The organism is Methylobacterium sp. UNC378MF (genome assembly GCF_900103195.1).
Classification (GTDB): domain Bacteria; phylum Pseudomonadota; class Alphaproteobacteria; order Rhizobiales; family Beijerinckiaceae; genus Methylobacterium.
This window is the reverse complement of record NZ_FMWU01000005.1, coordinates 203,613-224,644: the sequence shown is the minus strand read 5'-3', so window position 1 is coordinate 224,644 and position 21,032 is coordinate 203,613. Positions and strand designations below refer to the sequence as shown.

18 protein-coding genes are annotated in these 21,032 nt (G+C 71.1%); 8 read left to right on the top strand and 10 right to left on the bottom strand.

Annotated elements, in window-relative coordinates; all coding sequences use genetic code 11:
* Positions 1 to 52 precede the first annotated feature (52 nt).
* From BLT59_RS07385 to BLT59_RS07375, 3 genes are all read right to left on the bottom strand, one after another.
* Positions 53 to 802, bottom strand: a complete 750-nt coding sequence (locus BLT59_RS07385) for an SDR family NAD(P)-dependent oxidoreductase (RefSeq protein ID WP_091777999.1) — start codon at positions 800 to 802, stop codon at positions 53 to 55.
* Positions 803 to 1,058: 256 nt separating this feature from the next.
* Positions 1,059 to 2,534, bottom strand: a complete 1,476-nt coding sequence (purF, locus tag BLT59_RS07380; RefSeq protein WP_091778131.1) for an amidophosphoribosyltransferase — start codon at positions 2,532 to 2,534, stop codon at positions 1,059 to 1,061.
* Between the two features lie 131 nt (positions 2,535 to 2,665).
* Complete coding sequence (locus BLT59_RS07375; protein WP_043357783.1) at positions 2,666 to 3,274, bottom strand: CvpA family protein; 609 nt, start codon at positions 3,272 to 3,274, stop codon at positions 2,666 to 2,668.
* A 253-nt stretch (positions 3,275 to 3,527) separates the two neighbouring features.
* Here BLT59_RS07375 and alr point away from each other — a divergent pair, with 253 nt between their 5' ends.
* Entirely contained in the window at positions 3,528 to 4,637 is a 1,110-nt protein-coding gene (gene alr, locus BLT59_RS07370; RefSeq protein WP_139174016.1) for an alanine racemase, read from the top strand.
* Positions 4,638 to 4,683: 46 nt separating this feature from the next.
* Positions 4,684 to 6,120 carry a DNA repair protein RadA gene (gene radA / locus BLT59_RS07365; protein WP_091777997.1) on the top strand — a complete coding sequence of 479 codons (1,437 nt, stop codon included), beginning with the start codon at positions 4,684 to 4,686 and terminating at the stop codon, positions 6,118 to 6,120.
* Between the two features lie 106 nt (positions 6,121 to 6,226).
* On the opposite strand, the gene moaA is transcribed toward radA, so the two are convergent.
* Entirely contained in the window at positions 6,227 to 7,279 is a 1,053-nt protein-coding gene (gene moaA, locus BLT59_RS07360; protein WP_091777995.1) for a GTP 3',8-cyclase MoaA, read from the bottom strand.
* An 81-nt stretch (positions 7,280 to 7,360) separates the two neighbouring features.
* On the opposite strand from moaA, the gene BLT59_RS07355 reads away from it, so the two are divergent.
* A complete protein-coding gene (locus tag BLT59_RS07355; protein ID WP_091777993.1) occupies positions 7,361 to 7,792 on the top strand; it encodes a gamma-butyrobetaine hydroxylase family protein in 432 nt (143 codons plus the stop codon).
* Positions 7,793 to 8,003: 211 nt separating this feature from the next.
* Positions 8,004 to 8,330: a cupin domain-containing protein gene (locus tag BLT59_RS07350; protein WP_012320831.1), complete on the top strand. Its 327-nt coding sequence runs from the start codon at positions 8,004 to 8,006 to the stop codon at positions 8,328 to 8,330.
* A gap of 54 nt (positions 8,331 to 8,384) precedes the next feature.
* Here BLT59_RS07350 and BLT59_RS07345 read toward each other — a convergent pair whose 3' ends face one another.
* Both BLT59_RS07345 and mdoH read right to left on the bottom strand, forming a co-directional pair.
* Positions 8,385 to 9,050 (bottom strand): L,D-transpeptidase, encoded by a 666-nt coding sequence (locus BLT59_RS07345; protein WP_091777991.1) that lies wholly within the window; start codon positions 9,048 to 9,050, stop codon positions 8,385 to 8,387.
* Positions 9,051 to 9,355: 305 nt separating this feature from the next.
* Positions 9,356 to 11,284: a glucans biosynthesis glucosyltransferase MdoH gene (gene mdoH / locus BLT59_RS07340; RefSeq protein ID WP_091777989.1), complete on the bottom strand. Its 1,929-nt coding sequence runs from the start codon at positions 11,282 to 11,284 to the stop codon at positions 9,356 to 9,358.
* A 271-nt stretch (positions 11,285 to 11,555) separates the two neighbouring features.
* Here mdoH and BLT59_RS07335 point away from each other — a divergent pair, with 271 nt between their 5' ends.
* Positions 11,556 to 13,070: an OpgD/OpgG family glucan biosynthesis protein gene (locus tag BLT59_RS07335; protein WP_091777987.1), complete on the top strand. Its 1,515-nt coding sequence runs from the start codon at positions 11,556 to 11,558 to the stop codon at positions 13,068 to 13,070.
* Positions 13,071 to 13,113: 43 nt separating this feature from the next.
* On the opposite strand, the gene BLT59_RS07330 is transcribed toward BLT59_RS07335, so the two are convergent.
* Complete coding sequence (locus BLT59_RS07330; protein ID WP_091777986.1) at positions 13,114 to 13,314, bottom strand: hypothetical protein; 201 nt, start codon at positions 13,312 to 13,314, stop codon at positions 13,114 to 13,116.
* Positions 13,315 to 13,449: 135 nt separating this feature from the next.
* Positions 13,450 to 14,922, bottom strand: coding sequence for a glucose-6-phosphate dehydrogenase (zwf, locus tag BLT59_RS07325; protein WP_091777984.1), 1,473 nt, complete (start codon positions 14,920 to 14,922; stop codon positions 13,450 to 13,452).
* Between the two features lie 219 nt (positions 14,923 to 15,141).
* Here zwf and BLT59_RS07320 point away from each other — a divergent pair, with 219 nt between their 5' ends.
* On the top strand, positions 15,142 to 15,429 hold the full coding sequence (locus BLT59_RS07320) for a GIY-YIG nuclease family protein (protein ID WP_091777982.1): 288 nt from the start codon (positions 15,142 to 15,144) through the stop codon (positions 15,427 to 15,429).
* Between the two features lie 148 nt (positions 15,430 to 15,577).
* On the opposite strand, the gene BLT59_RS07315 is transcribed toward BLT59_RS07320, so the two are convergent.
* Positions 15,578 to 16,420 carry an SDR family NAD(P)-dependent oxidoreductase gene (locus BLT59_RS07315; protein ID WP_091777980.1) on the bottom strand — a complete coding sequence of 281 codons (843 nt, stop codon included), beginning with the start codon at positions 16,418 to 16,420 and terminating at the stop codon, positions 15,578 to 15,580.
* Positions 16,421 to 16,576: 156 nt separating this feature from the next.
* On the opposite strand from BLT59_RS07315, the gene BLT59_RS07310 reads away from it, so the two are divergent.
* Complete coding sequence (locus BLT59_RS07310; protein ID WP_091777977.1) at positions 16,577 to 17,755, top strand: endo-1,4-beta-xylanase; 1,179 nt, start codon at positions 16,577 to 16,579, stop codon at positions 17,753 to 17,755.
* Here the strand turns inward: BLT59_RS07310 and BLT59_RS07305 are convergent.
* A complete protein-coding gene (locus BLT59_RS07305) occupies positions 17,742 to 18,860 on the bottom strand; it encodes an acyltransferase family protein (protein ID WP_091777975.1) in 1,119 nt (372 codons plus the stop codon). The genes BLT59_RS07310 and BLT59_RS07305 overlap by 14 nt on opposite strands.
* Before the next feature lie 215 nt (positions 18,861 to 19,075).
* On the opposite strand from BLT59_RS07305, the gene BLT59_RS07300 reads away from it, so the two are divergent.
* Positions 19,076 to 20,815 carry a L,D-transpeptidase family protein gene (locus BLT59_RS07300; protein WP_091777973.1) on the top strand — a complete coding sequence of 580 codons (1,740 nt, stop codon included), beginning with the start codon at positions 19,076 to 19,078 and terminating at the stop codon, positions 20,813 to 20,815.
* Positions 20,816 to 21,032: the final 217 nt, after the last annotated feature.

Here is a 21,032-nt window from a genome sequence, read left to right as displayed (position 1 = left end):
TACAACCCCTCATCCTGAGGGGGGATGTGCGTTCGAATAACAGTGTACGGGCTCACTCGGGTGCGCGGAAACTCAGCACCCGGTCGGTGGGGAAATCGTAGAGCTTCCCGGTCTCGGCCCAGTCCGGGGACGCGAGCCGCACGAAATGGGGCGCGAGTTCCTCGGGCGTCCGGAGGGTCTCGGGGTCCTCGCCGGGCATGGCCGAGCGGCGCATGCCGGTTCGCAGGGGGCCGGGATTGAGCAGCATGGCCCGGATCGCCGTGGTCTCGTTCTCGGCCGCGTAGGTCCGCACCAGGGCCTCCAGCGCCGCCTTCGAGACCGAGTAGGGTCCCCAGTAGGGCCGGCATTTCGAGGCGGCCCCCGACGAGACGAAGATTGCCCGGCCGGCATCCGACATGCGCAGCAGCGGGTCGAGGGAACGGATCAGGCGCCAGTTGGCGGTGACGTTCACGTCCATCACCTGCCCCCAGATCTTCGGAGTGATGTGGCCGATGGGCATGAGGGCGCCGAGGATGCCGGCATTGGCGACCAGGATGTCGAGGCGCTTCCAGCGCTCGTTGATCGCCGCGCCGAGACGGTCGATCGCGTCGTAATCGGCGAGGTCGAACGGCACGAGGGTGGCGCTGGAGCCGGCCGCCCGGACGGCGTCGTCGAGCTCCTCCAGGGCGCCCACGGTCCGGGCCACCGCGATGACGTGCGCACCCGCCCCGGCCAGCGCCAGGGCAGCGGCGCGCCCGATGCCGCGGGACGCGCCGGTGACGACCGCGACGCGGCCTTCCAGGATTCTCTGAGACTCAGCCATGGCGAGGACCTAGCGCATTCTCGCCCGAAGGGTCGAGGAGGCTGGCTTCAGATAACCAGGGACCGGGCCCTTTCTTCCGTTCGCGGTTGATGACCTCGGCCGCACCGTCTTTGCGAGCGCAGCGAAGCAATCCAGGGATGCGCGAGGCTCGAAAACGTGGCGCATCTGGATTGCTTCGCTGCGCTCGCAAAGACAGCCGATGGGATCAACGGGAAGCAGCATCGCTGCTTTGCCGGGCGCGCCCGTCCGGCGCGGCTCAGTCCGCTTCGGCCAGCATGGCGAAGCGCTTCGGGCCGGCAATGGACAGGTCGGTCAGGCCGGTCGGGTAGTCGCCCGTGAAGCAATGGTCGGTATATTGCGGGCAGGCTGCGTCCCGCGCCTCCTCACCCATCGCCCGGTAGAGGCCGGGGATCGACAGGAAGGCGAGCGAGTCGGCGCCGATATACTTGCGCATCGCTTCGAGATCGTGGGTCGCGGCGAGGAGCTTCTCGCGCTCCGGCGTGTCGATCCCGTAGAAATCCGGATAGGTGATCGGCGGCGAGGCGATGCGGAAATGCACCTCCGCGGCGCCGGCCTCGCGCATCATCCGGACGATCTTCACCGAGGTCGTGCCGCGCACGAGGCTGTCGTCCACGAGGACGATGCTCTTGCCCTCGATCGCCGCGCGGTTGGCCGAGTGCTTCATCCGCACGCCGAGTTCGCGCACCGACTGGGTCGGCTGGATGAAGGTTCGGCCGACATAGTGGTTGCGGATGATCCCCATCTCGAACGGGATCCCGGTCTCCTGCGAGAAGCCGAGCGCCGCCGGCACCCCGGAATCCGGCACCGGCACGACGATGTCGGCCGCCACGGAGGCCTCGCGGGCCAGTTCCCGGCCGATCGCCTTGCGCACCGCGTAGACGCTCTTGCCGTTCACCACCGAGTCGGGCCGGGCGAAGTAGATGTACTCGAAGATGCAGGGCCGCATCGGCACGGCGTCGGCGAAGCGGATCGACTCGATCCCCTCCTCGGAGATCACCACGATCTCGCCGTTCTCGATGTCGCGCACGAACCGGGCGCCGATGATGTCGAGCGCGCAGGTCTCGGAGGCCAGCATGTAGCGGCCGTCGAGTTCGCCGAGCACCAGCGGGCGGATGCCCAGCGGGTCGCGGGCGCCGATCAGCTTCTTGTTGGTGAGCGCCACGATCGCGTAGGCGCCCTGGATCGCCTGCAGGGCGTCGATGAAGCGCTCGATGATCCGCGGCTTCCGCGAGCGGGCCGCGAGGTGCAGGATCACCTCGGTGTCGGAGGTGGACTGCGTGATCGCGCCGTCGCGCACGAGGTCGCGTCGGATCGACAGGGCGTTGGTGAGGTTGCCGTTGTGGGCGACCGCGAGTCCGCCGCTGGCGAGTTCCGCGAAGAGCGGCTGGACGTTGCGCAGGATCGTCCCGCCGGTGGTCGAATAGCGCACGTGCCCGATGGCGGCGCGGCCCTTGAGGCGGGCGATCGTGTCGCCGTCCGAGAAGGAATCGCCCACGAGGCCGGGCCGGCGCTCGGAATGGAAGACCGAGCCGTCGAAGGAGACGATGCCGGCCGCCTCCTGGCCCCGGTGCTGCAGGGCATGCAGGCCCAGGGCGACGATCGCGGAGGCATCGGGATGGCCGAAGATGCCGAAGACGCCGCACTCCTCACGGAGCGTGTCGCCGTCGAGATCGAAATCGGACAGGTCGGTGGAGGCGGCGGCGTGTGACATGAGGCTGTCGATCACTCACAGATCCCGGCGGCGACGGGCCGGCGCGCCGGTCGTCGCGGAAGCAATCCGTACACCACCGGAACCGCTATCTAGTCGTTCCGCACGACGAGACCTACGGCGAATACCGCAGATCAGCGTCGCGTCGGGGTCGGCGCGGTCTCGGTCCGGCGCTGGGGTGCCGCGTCGGTCTCGGCCGGGGCGTCGGCGGCCTCGTTCGGCGGCGTGGCGACCTTCGGCTTCTTGAACTGCTTCAGGAAGCCTTCCGGATTCTCGGGCAGCTGCGCCACCAGGGCGTCGCCGGACTTCTCCAGCATCGGGCGCGTGCGGGCCTGGGCGGCCCAGTCCGGCACCTTGCCCTGCACCAGCCAGGACAGGAACACCCAGCCGATCACGCAGATCAGGAAGCCGCGGGCCGCGCCGAACAGGAAGCCGAGGGAGCGGTCGACGGCGCCGATCCGCGAGTCGAGTACGACGTCGGAAATCTTCACCGTGATGATCGACACGATGATCAGGGTGCCGAGGAAGATCGCCGCGATCGAGGCGACGAGCGCCACGGTGTCGCTGTTCACGTGCTGCTTCACGGTGGGCAGCAGCATGGGGTGGAGCGTCCACGCGACGGCGGCAGCCGCCACCCAGGCGACAATCGCCAGGACCTCGCGGGTCACACCACGCACGGCCGCGAGCAGCGCGGAGACCGCGACGATGCCGAGCACGGCGAGATCCAGGACGGTAAACGGCATCGTTAAGCTTTTTGGTACCCGCGGGGATAGCGCGTCGGCCGTGCGGCTCCCCCGGACCGCGGTGGATTTATACCAAGCCCGACCTCGGCCGTCACCCTGGCGCGCCCGCCTGATCGCGCGGCTGTGCCGTCCGTGCATCAGCAGCGCCGCTCGCCGGGGCGCGTCCGGTGTTAACGACAGCCCGCGCTGCACCCGGGCGCCGTCCCGGTGCTATGGGTCCGGCCTGTGCTTCCGGGACTCCGGTGGCGAACAGATGGAGGCGGTCTGCGTGGCCGAGACCGGACCTGTGACGGAGATCGGCGCCCACGGCGCCCGGCTGACGATCGACCTCGGGGCGATCGTGGCCAACTGGCGGATCCTGGCGGCCCGCGGCGCGGGCGCCGGCTGCGCCGCCGTGGTGAAGGCCGACGCCTACGGCTGCGGCATCGGCCGGGTCGGACCGGCCCTGTGGGCCGCGGGCTGCCGGACCTTCTTCGTCGCGCACCTGTCGGAGGGCGTCGCCGCCCGGGCCGCCCTGCCGGAGGCGGAGATCTACGTGCTGAACGGCTTAGCACCGGGCGCCGCGGCGACCTTCGCGGCCCACGGGCTGCGCCCGGTGCTCGGCAGCGTCGAGGAGCTGTCGGACTGGGCGGCGTTCCCGGGGGACCGCCCGCCCGCGGCGCTCCACGTCGATACCGGCATGAACCGGCTCGGCCTGTCGGTGGACGAGGCGCTGGACCTCGCCGGGGATGCGCGGATCGCGGCCGCCGGGATCGACCTGCTGCTCAGCCACTTCGTCAGCGCCGAGAAGCCGGAGGACCCGGTCAATGCCCGGCAGATCGCCGATTTCGCCCGGGTCCGGGCCGCCTATCCCGGGCTCCGGGCCTCGCTGGCGAACTCGTCGGGAATCTTCCTCGACGGGGCCCGGCACGATCTCCTGCGGCCGGGCTACGCCCTGTTCGGCGGCAACCCGGTTCCGGGCACTGCGAACCCGATGCGCCCGGTGGTGCGGCTGGCGGCGACGGTCGTGCAGGTGCGCAGCGTCGCGGCCGGCGCCACCGCGGGCTACAACGGCCGCTGGACCGCCGCCGCGCCGAGCCGGTTGGCGACGCTCTCGCTCGGCTACGCCGACGGCCTCCCGCGGGCGATCAGCGGGCGCGGCCAGGCGCTGGTCGGGGGCGTCCCGTGCCCGATCCTGGGCCTCGTCTCCATGGACCTGATCATCCTCGACGTGACGGCGGCGCCCGCCGCCCGGCGCGGGGCGGAGGCGGTGCTGATCGGCGACAGCCTCGACATCGACACGGTCGGCCGCGCCGCCGGCACGATCGGGTACGAGATCCTGACGGGACTGGGTTCTCGTTATGTTCGAACCTATGTAGGGTAGCTCCCTCCCCTGACCGGAAGGCCGGTCGGCCGGCGCGCGGATTCGAATGGCTAAGATCCACCAGACCTTCGTCTGCCAGTCCTGCGGGGCGGTCTACAATCGCTGGCGCGGGCGCTGCGAGGCCTGCAACGGCTGGAACACGATCGTCGAGGAGGCGCCCTCGGCCCCCGGCCAGTCCGGCCCGGCCGCGACCCGGCCGTCGCGCAACCGCGGCCGGGTCTTCCCTCTCGAGGGCCTGACCGGCGAGGCCAAGGAGGCGCCGCGCATCCCCTCGGGGATCGGCGAGCTCGACCGGGTGACCGGCGGCGGCTTCGTGCGCGGCTCGGTGATCCTGCTCGGCGGCGATCCCGGCATCGGCAAGTCGACCCTGCTGATGCAGGCCTCCGCCGCCATGGCGGGCACGGGCGAGCGGGTCGCCTACATCTCGGGCGAGGAGGCGGTCGGGCAGGTGCGGCTGCGCGCCGAGCGGCTGGGCCTGAGCGCGCTCCCCGTGCAGCTCGCCGCCGAGACCAATGTCGAGGACATCGTCGAGACCCTGAGCCAGGGCCGGCCGCCCGCGCTGGCGATTATCGACTCAATCCAGACCATGTGGACCGAGACGGTGGAATCGGCCCCCGGCACGGTCACGCAGGTGCGCTCCTCCGCGCAGGCGCTGATCCGCTTCGCCAAGACCACCGGCACGGCGGTGATCCTGGTGGGCCACGTCACCAAGGACGGGCAGATCGCTGGCCCCCGCGTGGTGGAGCACATGGTCGACGCGGTCGCCTCCTTCGAGGGCGACCAGGGCCACCATTTCCGCATCCTGCGCGCGGTGAAGAACCGGTTCGGGCCTACCGACGAGATCGGCGTGTTCGAGATGACCGACGCGGGCCTCAGCGAGGTGCCGAACCCGTCGGCCCTGTTCCTGGCCGGCCGCGACCATCAGGCGGCGGGCACCGCGGTCTTCGCCGGCATGGAGGGGACGCGGCCGCTGCTGGTGGAGATCCAGGCCCTGGTGGCGCCCTCGTCGCTGGGCATGCCCCGGCGCGCCGTGGTCGGCTGGGACCCGAACCGGCTGTCGATGGTGCTCGCCGTGCTGGAGGCCCATGGCGGCATCCGGCTCGGCAGCCACGACGTTTATCTGAACGTGGCCGGAGGCCTGCGCATCACCGAGCCCGCGGCGGATCTGGCGGTGGCGGCCGCCCTGGTCTCGTCGCTGTCGGGGGCGGTGCTGCCGCCCGAGACGGTCTATTTCGGCGAGATCGGCCTGTCGGGGGCGATCCGGCCCGTGGCGCAGGCCGGCTCCCGGCTGAAGGAGGCCCAGAAGCTCGGTTTCGCCAAGGCGCTGATCCCGCAGGGCCGCGGTGAGGGCGAGAAGGCGCTCGCGGTGGAGACGCTGCGCCACATCGCCGACCTGGTGGCGGGAATCAGCGCGGGTGCACCCCGGCGGGGATCCGGCCAGCGCGGGCGGCAGCCGGCGCGCTACGCCGACGAGGAGATGTGACGCTCGCGTCTTTGCGAGCGGAGCGAAGCAACCCAGGGATGCGCTATATCCGGGAAGGGCCCGTGCCCTGGATTGCTTCGCTCCGCCCGCAAGGACGGGCGAGGCGTCAGCCCCCGGTCACGCTCATGTGCCGCGGCACGGCGGCCGGGCGCTGGCGCTCGATGACGAAGTCGTGGCCCTTGGGCTTGCGGGTGATCGCCTCGACCACCGCCTGCGCCAGCACCGCGTCGTCCGGGGAGGCGCGCAGGACCGCGCGCAGGTCGGCCGAATCCTCCTGGCCCAGGCACATGTAGAGCTGGCCCGTACAGGTCAGGCGCACCCGGTTGCAGCTCTCGCAGAAATTGTGGGTCAGCGGCGTGATGAAGCCGAGCTTCCCGCCGGTCTCCTCGACCCGCACGTAGCGCGCCGGGCCGCCGGTGCGGTCGGGCAGCGGCGTGAGCGTGTAGCGGGTCTCCAGGCGCTGCCGCGCCACCGACAGCGGCAGGAACTGGTCGGTCCGGTCCGCCTCGATCTCGCCGAGCGGCATGACCTCGATCAGCGTCATGTCCATGCCGAGGCCATGGGCCCAGGCGATCATGTCGGGGATCTCGTCGGCGTTGACGTCGCGGAGCGCCACCGCGTTGATCTTCACCTTCATCCCGGCAGCCCGCGCCGCCGCGATGCCGTCGAGCACCACCTTGAGGTCGCCGCGGCGGGTGATCTTCCGGAACTTGTCCGGGTCGAGGGTGTCGAGCGAGACGTTGATCCGGCGCACGCCGAAGCTCGCCAGCTCGGCGGCGTAGCGCGTGAGCTGGGTGCCGTTGGTAGTGAGCGTCAGCTCCTCCAGCGCCCCGGAATCGAGGTGGCGCGAGAGGCGGCGGAACAGGTGCATGATGTCGCGGCGCACCAGCGGCTCGCCGCCGGTGATCCGGAGCTTACGCACGCCCCGGGCGATGAACACGCCGCAGAGCCGGTCCAGCTCCTCCAGGGTCAGCAGGTCGCGCTTGGGCAGGAACTCCATGTGCTCGGACATGCAGTAGGCGCAGCGCAGGTCGCAGCGATCCGTCACCGAGATGCGCAGGTACGAGATCGCCCGCTGGAACGGATCGATCAGCGGCGCGGGCCCGGCGGGCGCGCCGAGCGCGGACGTCTGCGGCGTCAGGGAGCTGTCATCGAGCATCGTCCGGCATATGATGCCCCGGACGGTTGCGGGCAAGCCGGTCCCGCGCCGCAATCCCGGATTGCGTGAGGAGTGTGACCCGTGAGCGAGGATCTGTGGCCGACCGAGATCCGCCTGTCGGCCGACCGGCGGGTGCTCAACGTCGCCTTCGAGGACGGGGCGCGCTATGCCCTGCCGGCCGAGTACCTGCGGGTGTCGAGCCCCTCGGCCGAGGTGCAGGGCCACTCGCCGCTGGAGCGGAAAGTGATCGGCGGCAAGCGGTCCGTGGCGATCCTGGCGGTGCAGCCGGTCGGCAACTACGCGGTGAAGCTCGGCTTCGACGACATGCACGACACCGGCATCTACGGCTGGGGCTATCTCCACACGCTGGGCCGCGAGTACGAGACGCGCTGGAACACCTATCTCGGCGAGCTCGCCGAGCGCGGCCTCGACCGAGACACCGCGCGGCAGGCGCCCGTCAAGGGCAGCGGCAGCGGCGGCGGCTGCGGCTCGGGCTCGTGCGGCTGCCACTGAAGGGCAGCCGCTCCAGCTTACTCTGGGCCCGAGCCTCGTCTTTGCGAGCGGAGCGAAGCAATCCAGCGGCGCCACGATCTCAGAGGTCGCGTATCCCTGGGTCGCTTCGCTGCGCTCGCGATGACGGCACGGGTCGAACCGCGCCGTGGAGAAGGCCGGAGGCTTGCATCACGTTACGCGGGCATCTGCGCCCGCCCTCTCTGGAGCCGCCATGGCCTTCGCCTGCACCATCCCCGCCACGCCCACCGTCCAGCAGGACGACGCCGCCGTGCGCATCACGCGCTGGGATTTCCCGCCCGGCGGCGTGACCGGCTGGCACGAGCACGGCTGGCCGTATTTCGTGGTGATGCTGGTGGACGGGATCCTGCGCGTCCACGACGGCGCGGCGGTGAGCGAGACGGCGCTCGCGGCCGGCCAGTCGTACATGCGCCCCGCGGGCATCCGGCACGACGTGATGAACGGGTCCGACCACCCGATCGCGTTCATCGAGATCGAGGTGAAGCGCCCGGACGCCCTGGTGACCCTGCCCGCGGCCTGAACGCAGAAGGGCCGACCTCGCGGCCGGCCCTTCCGTCAAAACACCGAGCGGAGATTAGCGCTGGACGACGACCTTCGTGCCGACCTTGGCGCGGGTGTAGAGGTCCATGACGTCGTCGTTGGTCATGCGGATGCAGCCCGACGAGACGGCGGTGCCGATGGTCTCCGGCTCGTTCGAGCCGTGGATGCGGTAGATCGAGCCGCCGAGATACATGGCGCGGGCGCCGAGCGGGTTCTCGAGGCCGCCCTTCATGTAGCGCGGCAGGTCGGGGCGGCGCTTCAGCATGGTCGACGGCGGACGCCAATCCGGCCACTCACGCTTCATCGTGATGGTCTGCACGCCGCCCCACGTGAAGCCCGGCCGGCCGACGCCGACGCCGTAGCGCAGGGCCTGGCCGCCGCCCATCACGTAGTAGAGCCGCCGCTCGGCCGTGGAGACTACGATCGTCCCGGCGCCGTAGGGGCCGTTATAGGCCACGGTCTCGCGCGGGATCGCCGACATCTGCGGCACCGCCGCGTCGGCGCTCAACGGGTCGGCCGGGTTCAACGAGGCATTGGCCACCGGCACCGCGACGGTCTCGACGGCCTGCGGGCGGACGCGCACGGTGAGCGCGTCGTTCAGCGGCTGGCGGGTCAGCGGGTCAATCTCGTAGGCCAATGCCGGTGCGGCACAGGCAGCCGCGCCGAAAAGCCCGATCAGGGCGGGGAGGAAACGACGCATCAAAGCCTCTCGGGGCAGGCGCGGACTATGGCGGGAACGCGGCGAATACCGTGGCACGATGCCGTGCCGATCCTCGCCAAGGGGTAAACGCTCGCGCCTCAAATCCAAGCCTGAAACCGCCCCGCCGGGGCGGTTCCGCCCGCCCGTGACTCGATGGCAACACTGTGGCAGCTTGGCCGTTACACCCGGGATGTCGGGCGTGGGTCCCGGCCTTCGCGACCCGGGTCCGCAGCCGGTTCCGAGGACGGCGAGAAGGCCGTCCCGCGCCGCGCCGCGGCGCCCCGGGAGGGCCGCGCGGAGCCGCGTCAGGCCTCGTCGGCGGCGAGCCAGATGGCCGGCTCGCGCGGCGCCGGGCGGAGTGGGGCCGGCGCGGCGGGCAGGCCGCGCAGCTGGGCCAGTTCTGCGAGTTCCGGCGCCTGCTCGGTGTCGTCGGCGTTCAGGAACAGGCCCCGCGCCCGGGCGGCGCGGCCGAGATCGGCCCGGCTGGTCCAGACGCTCTGGGCCGGGCTCGTGAGCAGCGCCAGGGCGATCGGCGCCAGCCAGAGGGCGAGCCACGGGCTCCCGACGACGACCAGGGCGAACACCATCAGAGCACCGACCACCACAGCGTCGGCCTGGAGCCGGAAGGCCTCCGCCCAGGAGACCTGCCGGTCATCGCGATCCTGCGTCTCCCAGCGGACCACCCGGCCGAGGAAGGTCGAGACCACGGCGCCGGCGGTGAACAGGGTCAGGACCGGCCACAGGATCACCCACACCGCCTGCTCCAGGACGGCGCTCGCGAGAAGCGCCCGGGCACCGCCGAAGGCTGCCCGGCGCTCCGCGGAGCCGAGGACGTGGCCGAGGCTCAGGAGCTTCGGCAGCGCCTGCACGGCGACGCTGAGGGCGGCGAGCGCATGGGCGGCGGTGCCCTGCCCGGTCAGCCCGTAGGCCAGGAGGCCCAGATCGCCGGTCCGGGCGGCCTGCCAGGCGGCGAGGCCCAGGAAGGCGATCCAGAGCGGCAGAATTCCGTAGGAGAGGATGCCGACGAGGAGATGCCAGCGGCTCGCCGCGTGCAGGCCGGCCCAGGGCAGCACCCGCAGGTGCTGGAGATTGCCCTGGCACCAGCGGCGCTCCCGGCCGAGCAGGTCGATCAGGTTGGTGGGCATCTCCTCCCAGGTGCCGCCCATCTCGGGCAGGAGCCGCACCTCCCAGCCGGCGCGCACCATCAGCGCGCCCTCGACGATGTCGTGGCACAGGATCTCGCCGCCGAGCGGCTCCCGGCCCGGGAGCTTCGGGAGCTGCGCGTTCGCCGCGAAGGCCTCGATCCGCAGGATCGCGTTGTGGCCCCAGTAGCTGCCCTCCGGCCCCTGCCAGGTCTCCAGGCAGCGCAAAGCCAGCGGCGCGTAGAGGCGGACGGCGAATTGCTGGATGCGGGCGAACAGCGTGTCGCGGCCGGCCGCGTACGAGACGGTCTGGATCAGGCCGGTGCGCGGGCTCGCCTGCATCAGCCCGACGAGCCGGCTCATGGCCGCGCCGGTCATCAGGCTGTCGGCGTCCAGCACGATCATGAAGGCGTACTCGCCGCCGTAGGTGCGGCAGAACTCGCCGATGTTGCCGGCCTTGCGGCCGACATTCTCCGTCCGGCGCCGGTAGCGGATCCGCGGCAGCGCCGGGTCGGAGGCCGCCCAGGCCTGGATGCGGGCGTATTCGTGCTCCTCCACGGCGGCGATCGCACCGTCGCGGGTGTCGGAGAGGACGAAGATATCGATGCCCTGCGCCTCGGCGCGGGCGAGCGACCGGGCCATCACCCGCAGGCGGGCGAAGACCGCGACCGCGTCCTCGGCGTGGATCGCCACCACGGCCGCGGTGCGTCCGGCCTCGGTCGGCAGGGCGCCCGCCGCCTCGGAGCCGCGCTCCAGCACAGACTTCGCCCGGTCGCCCAGCAGGGCCGCGACGAACCCGTAGACGTATTGGCAGGCGACGAAACCCTGCCAGCCCATCACGAGGGCGAACAGCACCAGGACCGCCCAGGCGAGCGGGCTGGCGCCCGCCGGGTAGGCGAGCGCGGCGAGCCCCGCGAGGCCGCCGGCAGTGGCGAGGCTCGGGATGGCCAGGGCGAGACGCCGGGCGCGCAGGGCGCCGCGGGGCGCGCCGGTCCAGACTTCGCGAAGGGATGCGGCGACCGACGGATCGGGTATGGCGGGAGCCGCGTTCCGGTGCGACCGCTCGGCGGAGGAGGTGACGCGTGACGACATGGCGCGAGGAACTCGACCGTGGAAGGCTGCCGGCCGCCCCGCCGTCTAAGGCCGGGAACCGATGACCGTGGACACCGATATGCGGGGTGAGGATACGGAGCCGACCCGGCAGCCCAGGCCGCCGGAAGCCGAACGGATCAATCCCCCCTCCCGGCGCCGCATTCTTCGAACAGCTCTGGCCGCGGCTGCCGGCACGGTTCTACCTAGCGCGGCTGATCTGAATGGGTCCAGAACGTGGGCCGGGCCGGCGCTTCCGCCGCAGGGCGATGCGATGACCTTCGAAACCCTGTCTGCCCAGGCGGCGCAGCTTGCGGCCGCGCCCTACGCTGCACCGCCCGAGGATCTGCCGCCGGTGCTCGCCGGCCTCGACTACGACGGCTACCGGGCCATCATCTTCCGGCCGGACGCCAGCCTGCGCCTCGGCGCGCATTTCAGCGCCCAGTTGTTTCACCGCGGCTTTCTGCAACGCAAGCGCGTGGCGCTCTACTTCCAGCCGCTCCACGAGCCCGCACGCCTGATCCCGTACGAAGCCCGACTGTTCGATCTGGGCTCGCGGCTCGCCGGCCAGAGCTTCCCGGCGGATCTCGGCTTCGCGGGCTTCCGCCTGCACTACGCCTTCCCGGACATGCCGGTCTGGCGCCCGAAGGGCTTTCAGGAGGAATTCCTCGTCTTCCTGGGCGCCTCCTATTTCCGCCTGCGCGCGGCCAACCAGGAATACGGGCTCTCGGCCCGGGGGCTCGCCATCGGCACCGGTGCGCCCGAGGGTGAGGAGTTTCCCGACTTCGTCGCCCACTGGATCTGCGAGCCGGAGCCGGGCGCACGCACTTTGACGGTGCTCTCCCTCCTCGACAGCCCGAGCGTAGCCGGCGCCTACCGGTTCGAGATCGCGCCCGGCGACCCGGCCCGGATCGCCGTCACCGCGGCGCTCCATCCGCGCCGGGCGCTCTCGAAGCTCGGGCTGGCGCCGCTCACCAGCATGTTCCTGTACGGCCAGAACGGGCCCGGAGCGCGGGGCGCCGAGCCGTTCGACGATTTCCGGCCGCAGGTGCACGATTCCGACGGCCTCTGCGTCGCGGCCGGCGCCGATGCGGCGCAGGTCGATCGGATCTGGCGGCCCCTGGTCAACGGACGCAAACAGCCTCAGATCTCCGCCTTCGCGACCAGGCCGCTGGCCGGCTTTGGGCTGCTGCAGCGGGAGCGTAACTTCGCGGCCTATCTCGACGTGGAAGCGCGCCACGAGGCGCGGCCGGGCCTGTGGGTGGCCCCGGATTCTGACAGGGGCGCTTTCGCGGACGGCGCCGTGCAGCTCTTCGAGATCCCGTCGGACGAGGAGTACATGGACAACATCGTGGCGGCCTTCGTGCCGGCGGTCCCGGCGCAGCCCGGCGCGCCGCTGCACGTCGCCTACGGCCTGACCACCGTGGGGGCTGAGCCGGTGCCGGCGATCCCGGAGGCCGCCCTGGCCCGGGTGACATCGACGCGGTTCGGCTCGGCGGAGCGCCTGCGCCCGTTGAACCCGCCGAGCCCCCGGCGGCGGCTCTGCGTGATCGACTTCGCGGGACCGGCTCTCCCGAAGGATGCCGACGACGCGGTCGCCGCGGAGGTCTCGGCCAGCGCCGGCACGATGCACGATCCGGTGGCCAATTTCGTGCCGCAGACCGGCGGCTGGCGCATCTATGTCGAATGGCGCCCGCCGGACCCGGCGCCGCCGGGCGACGTCGTGCTGCGCGCCCGGCTGGTCCGCGGGACGGTCCCCCTCAGCGAGACCTGGGACGCCGCCGTTTAGATACGGTCCTCCGTCGCGACGGCGCGGGACGGTTCGGGCCGCTTCAGGCGGTCCGGCGCTCCTGCTCCAGGCGCCGCGCCAGACGGGTGGCGCCGTAGACCTCGCTCAGGCGGCGGCGGGCGGCGGAGATCGGCGGAGCCTGCCGTTCGACATGGGCGGCGGCGATGACGCGCAGGGCGGCCGCAACCGAACGCTCCAGGCGACGCTCGGCCTGGGCGGCCGCGTGCTGATGGTTGTCCAGCATGTGATGATCCCTCGTGCTGAGCCGTATCCGCCCTCTCGCGGGGCGGTGTCCGGCGGCACAGACAGATTTCACATCTGGCTTGACCGTATCAAGGCAGCTTGGCCGTAAGCCGCGGAACGTCGTTGCCGCATCTCCTCAGCGCAGCTCCTCGTGCCACGTGCGGCCGTCGCGCTCGATCAGCGCAATGGCGGCGGTCGGGCCCCAGCTCCCGGCCGGGTAGGGCCGGGGCGCCTCGGGCCGGTCGGCCCAGGCCTTGAGCACGCCATCCGCCCAGGCCCAGGCGGCCTCGACCTCGTCACGGCGCATGAACAGCGTCGCGTTGCCGCGGACCACGTCCATCAGCAGGCGCTCGTAGGCGTCAGGGTAACGCTGCTTGAAGGTCTCCTCGAAGGAGATGTCGAGGTCGGTCGGGCGCAGGCGCAGGCCGCCGGGTCCCGGATCCTTGGTCATCACCTCGAGCTTCATGCCCTCCTGCGGCTGCAGTCGGATCACGAGGCGGTTCGGCTCGCGGCCGAACGCCTCCTCGGGAAAGATCGAGAACGGCGAGGCGCGGAACTGCACCACGATTTCGGAGAGCTTCTGGGGCAGGCGCTTGCCGGTGCGCAGGTAGAACGGCACGCCGGCCCAGCGTCCGGACTGGATCTCAACCTTCATGGCCACGAAGGTCTCGGTCCGGCTCTCGTGGCCGAGTTCGGCGAGGTAACCCTCCACAGGCTTCCCGTCGACCGCGCCGGCCACGTACTGGCCGCGGACGGTCACGAGGGGGATGTCCTGGCTGGTGATCGGCTTGAGGGCGCGCAGCACCTTCAGTTTCTCGTCGCGGACCGAGTTCGCCTCGAGATTGAGCGGGCTCTCCATGGCGGTGAGGCAGAGGAGCTGCAGGATGTGGTTCTGCAGCATGTCGCGCATCGCGCCCGACGTGTCGTAGTAGCCGGCCCGGCCCTCGACGCCGACGGTCTCGGCGACCGTAATCTGGACATGGTCGATCACGTCCGACGTCCAGAGCCGCTCGAAGATTGTGTTGGCAAAGCGGAGTGACAGCAGATTCTGGACCGTCTCCTTGCCGAGATAGTGATCGATCCGGAAGATCTGCGATTCCGGGAAGACCTCGCCGACCGCGTCGTTGATCGCCCGGGCCGATTTCAGATCCTTGCCGATCGGCTTCTCCAGCACGACGCGGGACTTCTCGCCGACGAGCCCGTGGGCGGCGAGGTTGCGGCAGATCGAGCCGTAGAGGTCGGGCGAGGTGGCAAGGTAGTAGGGCCGGACCTGGTCGGGCCGCTCGTCGAGCTTGGCGACGAGGTCGGTCCAACCGCTGTCGCCGGCGCCATCGACCGCGACGTAATCGACGTGGTCGAGGAACCGCTCGAGCATGTCATCGGTCAGGTCGGCTGCGGGGACGAAACGCTTGAGCGCGTCGCGGGCGTGCTCGCGGAACGCGTCGAGGGACAATTCCGAGCGCGAGGCGCCGATGATCCGGCTGGTCTCGGGGATCTGGCCGTCGCGGAATCGGTAGAACAGCGCCGGCAGCAGCTTTCGCGCGGTCAGATCGCCGGTCGCGCCGAACACGACGCAGTCGAAGGAAGCGACGGGGATGATCGTGGCCAAGTGCGGCTCCCGGGTGTCGTGCGCTGGTCTCGTGCGGCGGCTGCGTCGCACTGACCTAGCCCGTGTGCAAGGGCTTCGCCAGACGAGGGGCGCAGGCCAGCGCTGTCCGGTTCAGGGGGCGGCTGGGACAGATCCGGGCAAGTCCACGCTGCCACGCTCCGTCCTTGCGAGCGCAGCGAAGCAACCCAGGGCAGCGCGGCGGCGCCGAAGGACAGCACGATGCGCGAGCCGGCCGTCTACATCATGGCGAGCCGCCGCAACGGCACGCTCTACACCGGCGTGACCTCGAACCTCGCCAGGCGGGTCTGCGAGCACCGGGAGGCGCTGCTTCCCGGTTTCACGAGCCGCTACGCTTGCGAACGCCTCGTCTGGTACGAGCGCTATCCGACGATGAATGAGGCCATCACCCGCGAGAAGCAGATCAAGGCGGGCTCACGGAAGAAGAAGCTCGCGCTGATCGAGGCGATGAATCCGGACTGGAACGACCTGTATCCCGATCTCGCGTGAACGGGTCCGGCGTCGCGGATCCCTGGATTGCTTCGCTGCGCTCGCAAAGACGGCGAACGCGGCATCCCGCGCAGTCACGCGACGGGTCTCGCTCCTCCGTCATCACGAGCGGAGCGAAGTGACCCAGGGCAGCGCGAGGCCGCGTGGGTCACCCCTCCATGTATCGCTTGAACGCCTCGGCATAGTCCGGATGCCAGCGCGACAGGGCGGGCCGGTTCTCGACGATGTCGCCGGCCGCCCAGGCGATCCGCTTCTGATCCTGGGCCCGCGTGGTCTCGTTGTCGGGGCAGAGGATGTAGAAGTCGCCGGCGGCGAGCCGCTCCAGCAGGAAGGCCACGGTCTCGTCGGGCGTCCAGGCCCCGGCGGGCTTCTCGGCGACGCCGCGCGCCTTCGTGAGACCCGTGTAGACGAAGCCCGGGATCAGCAGGTGGGCGGTGGTGTGGCAGCCCTCCCGGTTGCGCAGCTCGTGGGCGAGCGCCTCGGTGACCGCCTTCACCCCCGCCTTCGAGACGTTGTAGGGCGCGTTGCCCGGCGGCGTGGTGATGCCCTGCTTCGAGCCGGTGACGATGATCGCCCCGGGCTTGCCGCCTTCGATCATGCCGGGCGCGAAGGCGTGGATGCCGTTGACCACGCCACCGAGATTGGTGCCCAGGATCCGCGTCCAGGTGTCGGCGTCGGAGAACAATTTTCCGCCGGCCTCGATCCCGGCATTCAGCATCACCAGGGCCGGCGGTCCGGCCCGGCCGGCGGCGGCCGCCAGGGCCTCCATCGCTCCGCGATCCGACACGTCGGTGGGCACGGCCCGGACCTCGACGGCGGCGAGTTCGGCCACGGCGGCCCGGGCCGCGTCCAGGGCCGGCCCCGGCAGATCCGCGAGCCAGACATTCATGCCGGCCCGCGCGAAGGCCTGCGCGGCGGCGAGCCCGATGCCGCTCGCGGCGCCGGTGACGATCGCGCTGCGGCCCGGGCTGATCGCGGGGTGCTGGCTCATGACGGATCCTCGGCTGACTGGCGCCCTTCAGATGGGGCAACCCGACAGGAAGGCGAGTTGGCGGCCGGACCGCGCGCGCGCCGGCAGAACCAACGGATCGCCGCTGCGGCGGCTTCTGCTAGGGTGGCGGAACACCTCTCGGAACGAAGCACCCGGATGTCCCCTCCCCCGAGCCGCCGGTCGATCCTCGCCGGCGCGGCGTCCCTCGGCCTCGCCAACGCGGCGCGAGCGGCCGGCCCGGCGGGGTTCGGGCCCCTGGGACGGCCGTCCTGGTCGGGTGACAGCCTCCAGGCCGCCGCGGCCGCCAAGGGCCTGACGTACGGCTGCGAGGTGCCGTTCCACCGCTTCGACGCGACGCCCGCCTACCGTCAGGCGGTGGCGCGGGAATGTGGCATCCTCGTCTGCGGCACCGAGATGAAGATGGAGGAGGTCCTGCCGGCGCCCGGCAAGACCGACTTCGCCCGCGGCGATGCGATCCTGCGCTTCGCCAGGGGGAACGGCCAGCGCATGCGCGGCCATACGCTCGTCTGGCACGCGGCGCTGCCGCCCTGGGTCGGGCCGCTGCTCGGCCGGGCGAGCGCCGTCCAGGCCGAGGACTTCATGCGGCGCTGGATCGAGACGGTGGCGGGCCATTACCGGGGCCAGATCGTCGCCTGGGACGTGGTCAACGAGATCCTCGGCAACGAGGCCGACCCCGACCGCGGCGGCGGCCTGCGCGACTCCCCCTGGCTCGCCGCGATCGGCCCCGGCTACGTCGATCTCGCCTTCCGCATTCTGCACGAGACCGATCCGGCCGCCGCCGGCACGTGGAACGAGGACGCGGTGGAGCAGGGCGTCCCCTGGATGGAGGCCAAGCGCACCAAGGTGCTGCGCCGCCTGGAGGCGATGCGGTCCCGCGGCGTGCCGATCCGGCGTTTCGGGCTTCAGTCGCACCTCACCAGCACGATCCCGATCGACCAGGGCCAGCTGCGGCGCTTCCTGCGGGAGATCGGCCAGATGGGGCTCGGGATCGAGATCACCGAACTCGACATCGACGACCGCGCCTTCCCGTCCGACGTGGCGACCCGCGACCGGATGGTGGCCGATTACGCAAGGCGCTACCTCGACGTGGTGCTGGACGAGCCGGCCTGCCTCGACGTCCTGACCTGGGACATCTACGACCCGGACACGTGGCTGAACGACCACCCCTACCGCAAGCGGCCCGACGGCCTGCCGCAGCGGGCCCTGCCGCTCGACGCGCAGTTCCGGCGCAAGCCCCTGTGGCACGCCCTGAAGGCGGCCTTCGAGGCCGCGCCGGATCACAGGGCCGCCCGCGAGACGCTCAGGCGGGCGTGACCCCGGCTCGGCGGCCGCCCTCGGCCAGGCTCGGCTCCTGCGGCCGATCCGCCAGGAGGCGGCGGCGGAGGCGCGCGCAGGGGCGCTCGACGAGCCCGTACATCCCCCAGCACCACAGCAAGGTCACCGGGAAGGCCGCCAGCATCAGCCCGACGCCGTGCAGCCCGGGCCGCAGGTGCAGCACCAGGGCCACCACGGTCATGTGCGCGAGGTAGAAGCTGTAGGACCACAGCCCGAGCTGACGCATCGGCCGGCTCGCCAGCAGCCGCACCGCGGGCCCCTCGCCGTGGAGCAGGTACGCGAAGGGCACGAACAGGGCGGCGCTCTGGAGCGTGTAGCGCAGGCTCTCCCGGAACGCGGGATCGCGGATTGCCAGGGTCCCGAGGATGACCGCGAGGCTGGCCGCGACGTGCCAGAGCGTGGGGCGCCACGCCCGGTCGGCCGGGATCACCGGGTTGTTCCATAACCCGAGGCAGCAGCCGAACAGGATCGCGTCGATCCGGGTGTGGGTCCAGCTGTAGTTCAGGCTGTAATCCGGCAGCCGCCAGACGTTCACGCACCGGATCGCCAGGACCACCGCGCAGAGCCCCAGGCAGGCCAGCGCCGCACGGCGCGGCCGCAGGCGCCCGAGCCAGAGCACGAAGGCCAGCGGGAAAACGAGGTAGAAGTGCTCCTCGATGGCGAGGCTCCACAGCGGCACCGGCAGCACCGCCTCGGTGCCGAACAGGCCGGGATAGTTCGTCAGGAACGTCGCCTGTCCGAGGATCGCCGCCGGTTCAACCGGCATCCAGTCCAGCAACCCTGCGGCGTTGAGCGCGCCGGAGGCAAGCAGGGTCAGGTACATCGGCGGCAGGATGCGCAGGCTGCGCCGGAGGTAGAAGGCCGAGAGCGATACCCGGCCCGTCTGACCCCGCTCGATCCGCAGGAGCGTGGTGATCAGGTAGCCGCTGAGGAAGAAGAAGACGGTCACACCGAAGCCGCCCGGTACCAAGTGGCTGTAGCCACAATGGGCCGCGAAGACGATCAGGATGGCGACCGCCCGCACCCCGTCGAGCTGCGGCAGGTATGGCATCGTCTTCGGGACCAGGATTCCGGAATCCGGCATGGCGGAGGTCGATCTCGCGTCGCGCTTTGACCGCACAGCATAAGCGCGCTTTTCGCGCGCACCGACATCCGCACCGCCCGCTGAGCGCCTGAACCAGTGTCCGGATGGTGAATCCCTCCCTCGGAGCCCAAGAAAGACCGGAGGAGATTGGTAACCACGGCCGTCCATGATCCCGCCCGACCGCCCCGTCTCGGGCGCCGTCGGGAGTGTTGCGTATGGTCCCGGTCCAGCCCCGCCGTCACGCCCGCCCGCACGCCGCGCTCGGCGCGGGCCTGTCGCTGCTGGCGCTGCTCGGGGCACCGGTCGAGGCTCTGGCCCAGGGGACCGGCGCGGCCCAGGGCAGCCCGGTTCCGGTGCCGCCCCTGGCCGTTCCGGTCACCGTACCGCCCGCCGGCGCGGCGCTGGAGGCGGCCAAGGGGCAGGAATCTCGGACGCCGGAGGCGAAGGGCACGGCCGGCAAGGCGGGCGAGGCCAGGGGGGCCGATACCAAGCCGGCGGAATCCAAGGCGAGCGCGGCCGCCCCGGAGCCAAGCCCAGGGCAGGCCAAATCGCAGGATGCCAAATCCCAGCAGGCCAAGCCTCAGGAGGCGGCCAAGAAATCCCGCGAGCCGGCGCCTCTGGTCTACGCCAAGGTCTCCACCGATCCGAACCCGACGCTGACCCCCCGGACCTTCCTCGACACGCTCCGGGCGGCCGACCGCTACGCGGCCTTCGCGGAAGCCGGCGGCTGGGAGCGGCTGCCCGAGGATCTTGCACGCCTCAAGCCCGGTGAGCGCCATCCGGCGATCCCGGCCCTGCGCCATCACCTCACTCTCACCGGCGACCTGTCGGCGGATGCCCCGCCCAGCGACCGGCTCGATCCGCCTCTGGTGGCGGCGATCACGGCCTTCCAGGGACGCCACGGCTTGCCCGATAGCGGGATCCTTGGCCGGCTTACGATTAACGCGCTCAACGTGCCCGCATCAGTGCGCCAGCGCCAGCTCGCGGCCTCCGCGGCCAGGCTGATGGGCTCGAAATTCCCGTTCGGCGAGCGCTACGTCGTGGTCAACATCCCGTCCGCCGCCGTGGAGGCGGTGGAGAACGGGGCGGTGGCGCGCCGCTACGTCGCGGTGGTCGGCTCGCCCGACAAGGCGACGCCGGCGGTCGAGACGCGGATCACCGACATCAACTTCAACCCGACCTGGACCGTGCCGGCCTCGGTGGTGAAGAACGAGATCATCCCGCAGATGCGCAAGAATCTGGGTTATCTCGCCAAGAACCACATTCGGATCCTGGGGCCCTCCGGGGAAGTCGATCCGACCCGGATCGACTGGGCGGGCGAGAAGGCGGTCAACTACACGCTGCGTCAGGATTCCGGCTTCGACAATTCGCTGGGCCAGGTGCGGATCGACATGCCGAACCGCTTTGCCGTCTACATGCACGATACGCCGGCAAAATCGCTCTTCGCCGCGAGCGTGCGCTTCCACAGCCATGGCTGCGTTCGGGTCGGGCAGGTCAAGGAACTCGTGGGCTGGCTGCTGCAGGGCACCGATGGTCCGAACGGGCCGGGCACGAGCTGGGGACCGATCGAGATCGAGACCGGTATCGCCGATGGCGAGCGTCGCGACATCAAGCTCACCAAGCCGATCCCGGTGACCTTCGTCTATCTCACCGGCTTCGCCACGCCGGATGGGAAGGCGCATTTCCGCGACGACATCTACAACCTCGACACACCGGCTCCAGAACCGGCGGCCACCGGCGCGCTCCCGCACGTTGCGCCGGCGGGTGTCGATGCCGGCAGTGCGAAGCCGGCCCTCGCCAGTGCTCCGCCGGCTACGCCTCAGGCGGGCACCCCACACGACGCAAAAGCGGCTCCAGCGCGGGCAGCGTCGGCCAAGCCTGCGCCGATCCAACCTGCAACGGTCAAATCCGCGCCGGTGAAGTCAGCGCCGGCTCGGCCGGCCAGTGCGCCTTAGTTTGTCATCGCCGGATCGCCCCGCTGAGCCTGATCCGGCTCAGCGATTCTCGGAGCACCGGAACCTCACGGAGAGGCGGCGCGCCGAGCCATGGCATTGAACCGGCGGCGGCCTTGGACGGAGCGCCGCATCCCAAGCATACGTCCGAACAGCTCGACCGATCCCGACCGGAGCGATGTGCGGACGAACGCCGAGGGTCCGACGGAGCTGAATTCGG

Bases quoted from the DNA above. Each gene is read 5' to 3' on its own strand.
- BLT59_RS07305 (WP_091777975.1), bottom strand. From the start codon at position 18,860: ATGCCGGATTCCGGAATCCTGGTCCCGAAGACGATGCCATACCTGCCG.
- BLT59_RS07345 (WP_091777991.1), bottom strand. From the start codon at position 9,050: ATGCGTCGTTTCCTCCCCGCCCTGATCGGGCTTTTCGGCGCGGCTGCC.
- moaA (WP_091777995.1), bottom strand. From the start codon at position 7,279: ATGCTCGATGACAGCTCCCTGACGCCGCAGACGTCCGCGCTCGGCGCG.
- BLT59_RS07320 (WP_091777982.1), top strand. From the start codon at position 15,142: ATGCGCGAGCCGGCCGTCTACATCATGGCGAGCCGCCGCAACGGCACG.
- BLT59_RS07300 (WP_091777973.1), top strand. From the start codon at position 19,076: ATGGTCCCGGTCCAGCCCCGCCGTCACGCCCGCCCGCACGCCGCGCTC.
- alr (WP_139174016.1), top strand. From the start codon at position 3,528: ATGGAGGCGGTCTGCGTGGCCGAGACCGGACCTGTGACGGAGATCGGC.
- radA (WP_091777997.1), top strand. From the start codon at position 4,684: ATGGCTAAGATCCACCAGACCTTCGTCTGCCAGTCCTGCGGGGCGGTC.
- mdoH (WP_091777989.1), bottom strand. From the start codon at position 11,284: ATGTCGTCACGCGTCACCTCCTCCGCCGAGCGGTCGCACCGGAACGCG.
- purF (WP_091778131.1), bottom strand. From the start codon at position 2,534: ATGTCACACGCCGCCGCCTCCACCGACCTGTCCGATTTCGATCTCGAC.
- BLT59_RS07335 (WP_091777987.1), top strand. From the start codon at position 11,556: ATGACCTTCGAAACCCTGTCTGCCCAGGCGGCGCAGCTTGCGGCCGCG.
- BLT59_RS07315 (WP_091777980.1), bottom strand. From the start codon at position 16,420: ATGAGCCAGCACCCCGCGATCAGCCCGGGCCGCAGCGCGATCGTCACC.
- BLT59_RS07310 (WP_091777977.1), top strand. From the start codon at position 16,577: ATGTCCCCTCCCCCGAGCCGCCGGTCGATCCTCGCCGGCGCGGCGTCC.
- BLT59_RS07375 (WP_043357783.1), bottom strand. From the start codon at position 3,274: ATGCCGTTTACCGTCCTGGATCTCGCCGTGCTCGGCATCGTCGCGGTC.
- BLT59_RS07350 (WP_012320831.1), top strand. From the start codon at position 8,004: ATGGCCTTCGCCTGCACCATCCCCGCCACGCCCACCGTCCAGCAGGAC.
- BLT59_RS07385 (WP_091777999.1), bottom strand. From the start codon at position 802: ATGGCTGAGTCTCAGAGAATCCTGGAAGGCCGCGTCGCGGTCGTCACC.
- BLT59_RS07330 (WP_091777986.1), bottom strand. From the start codon at position 13,314: ATGCTGGACAACCATCAGCACGCGGCCGCCCAGGCCGAGCGTCGCCTG.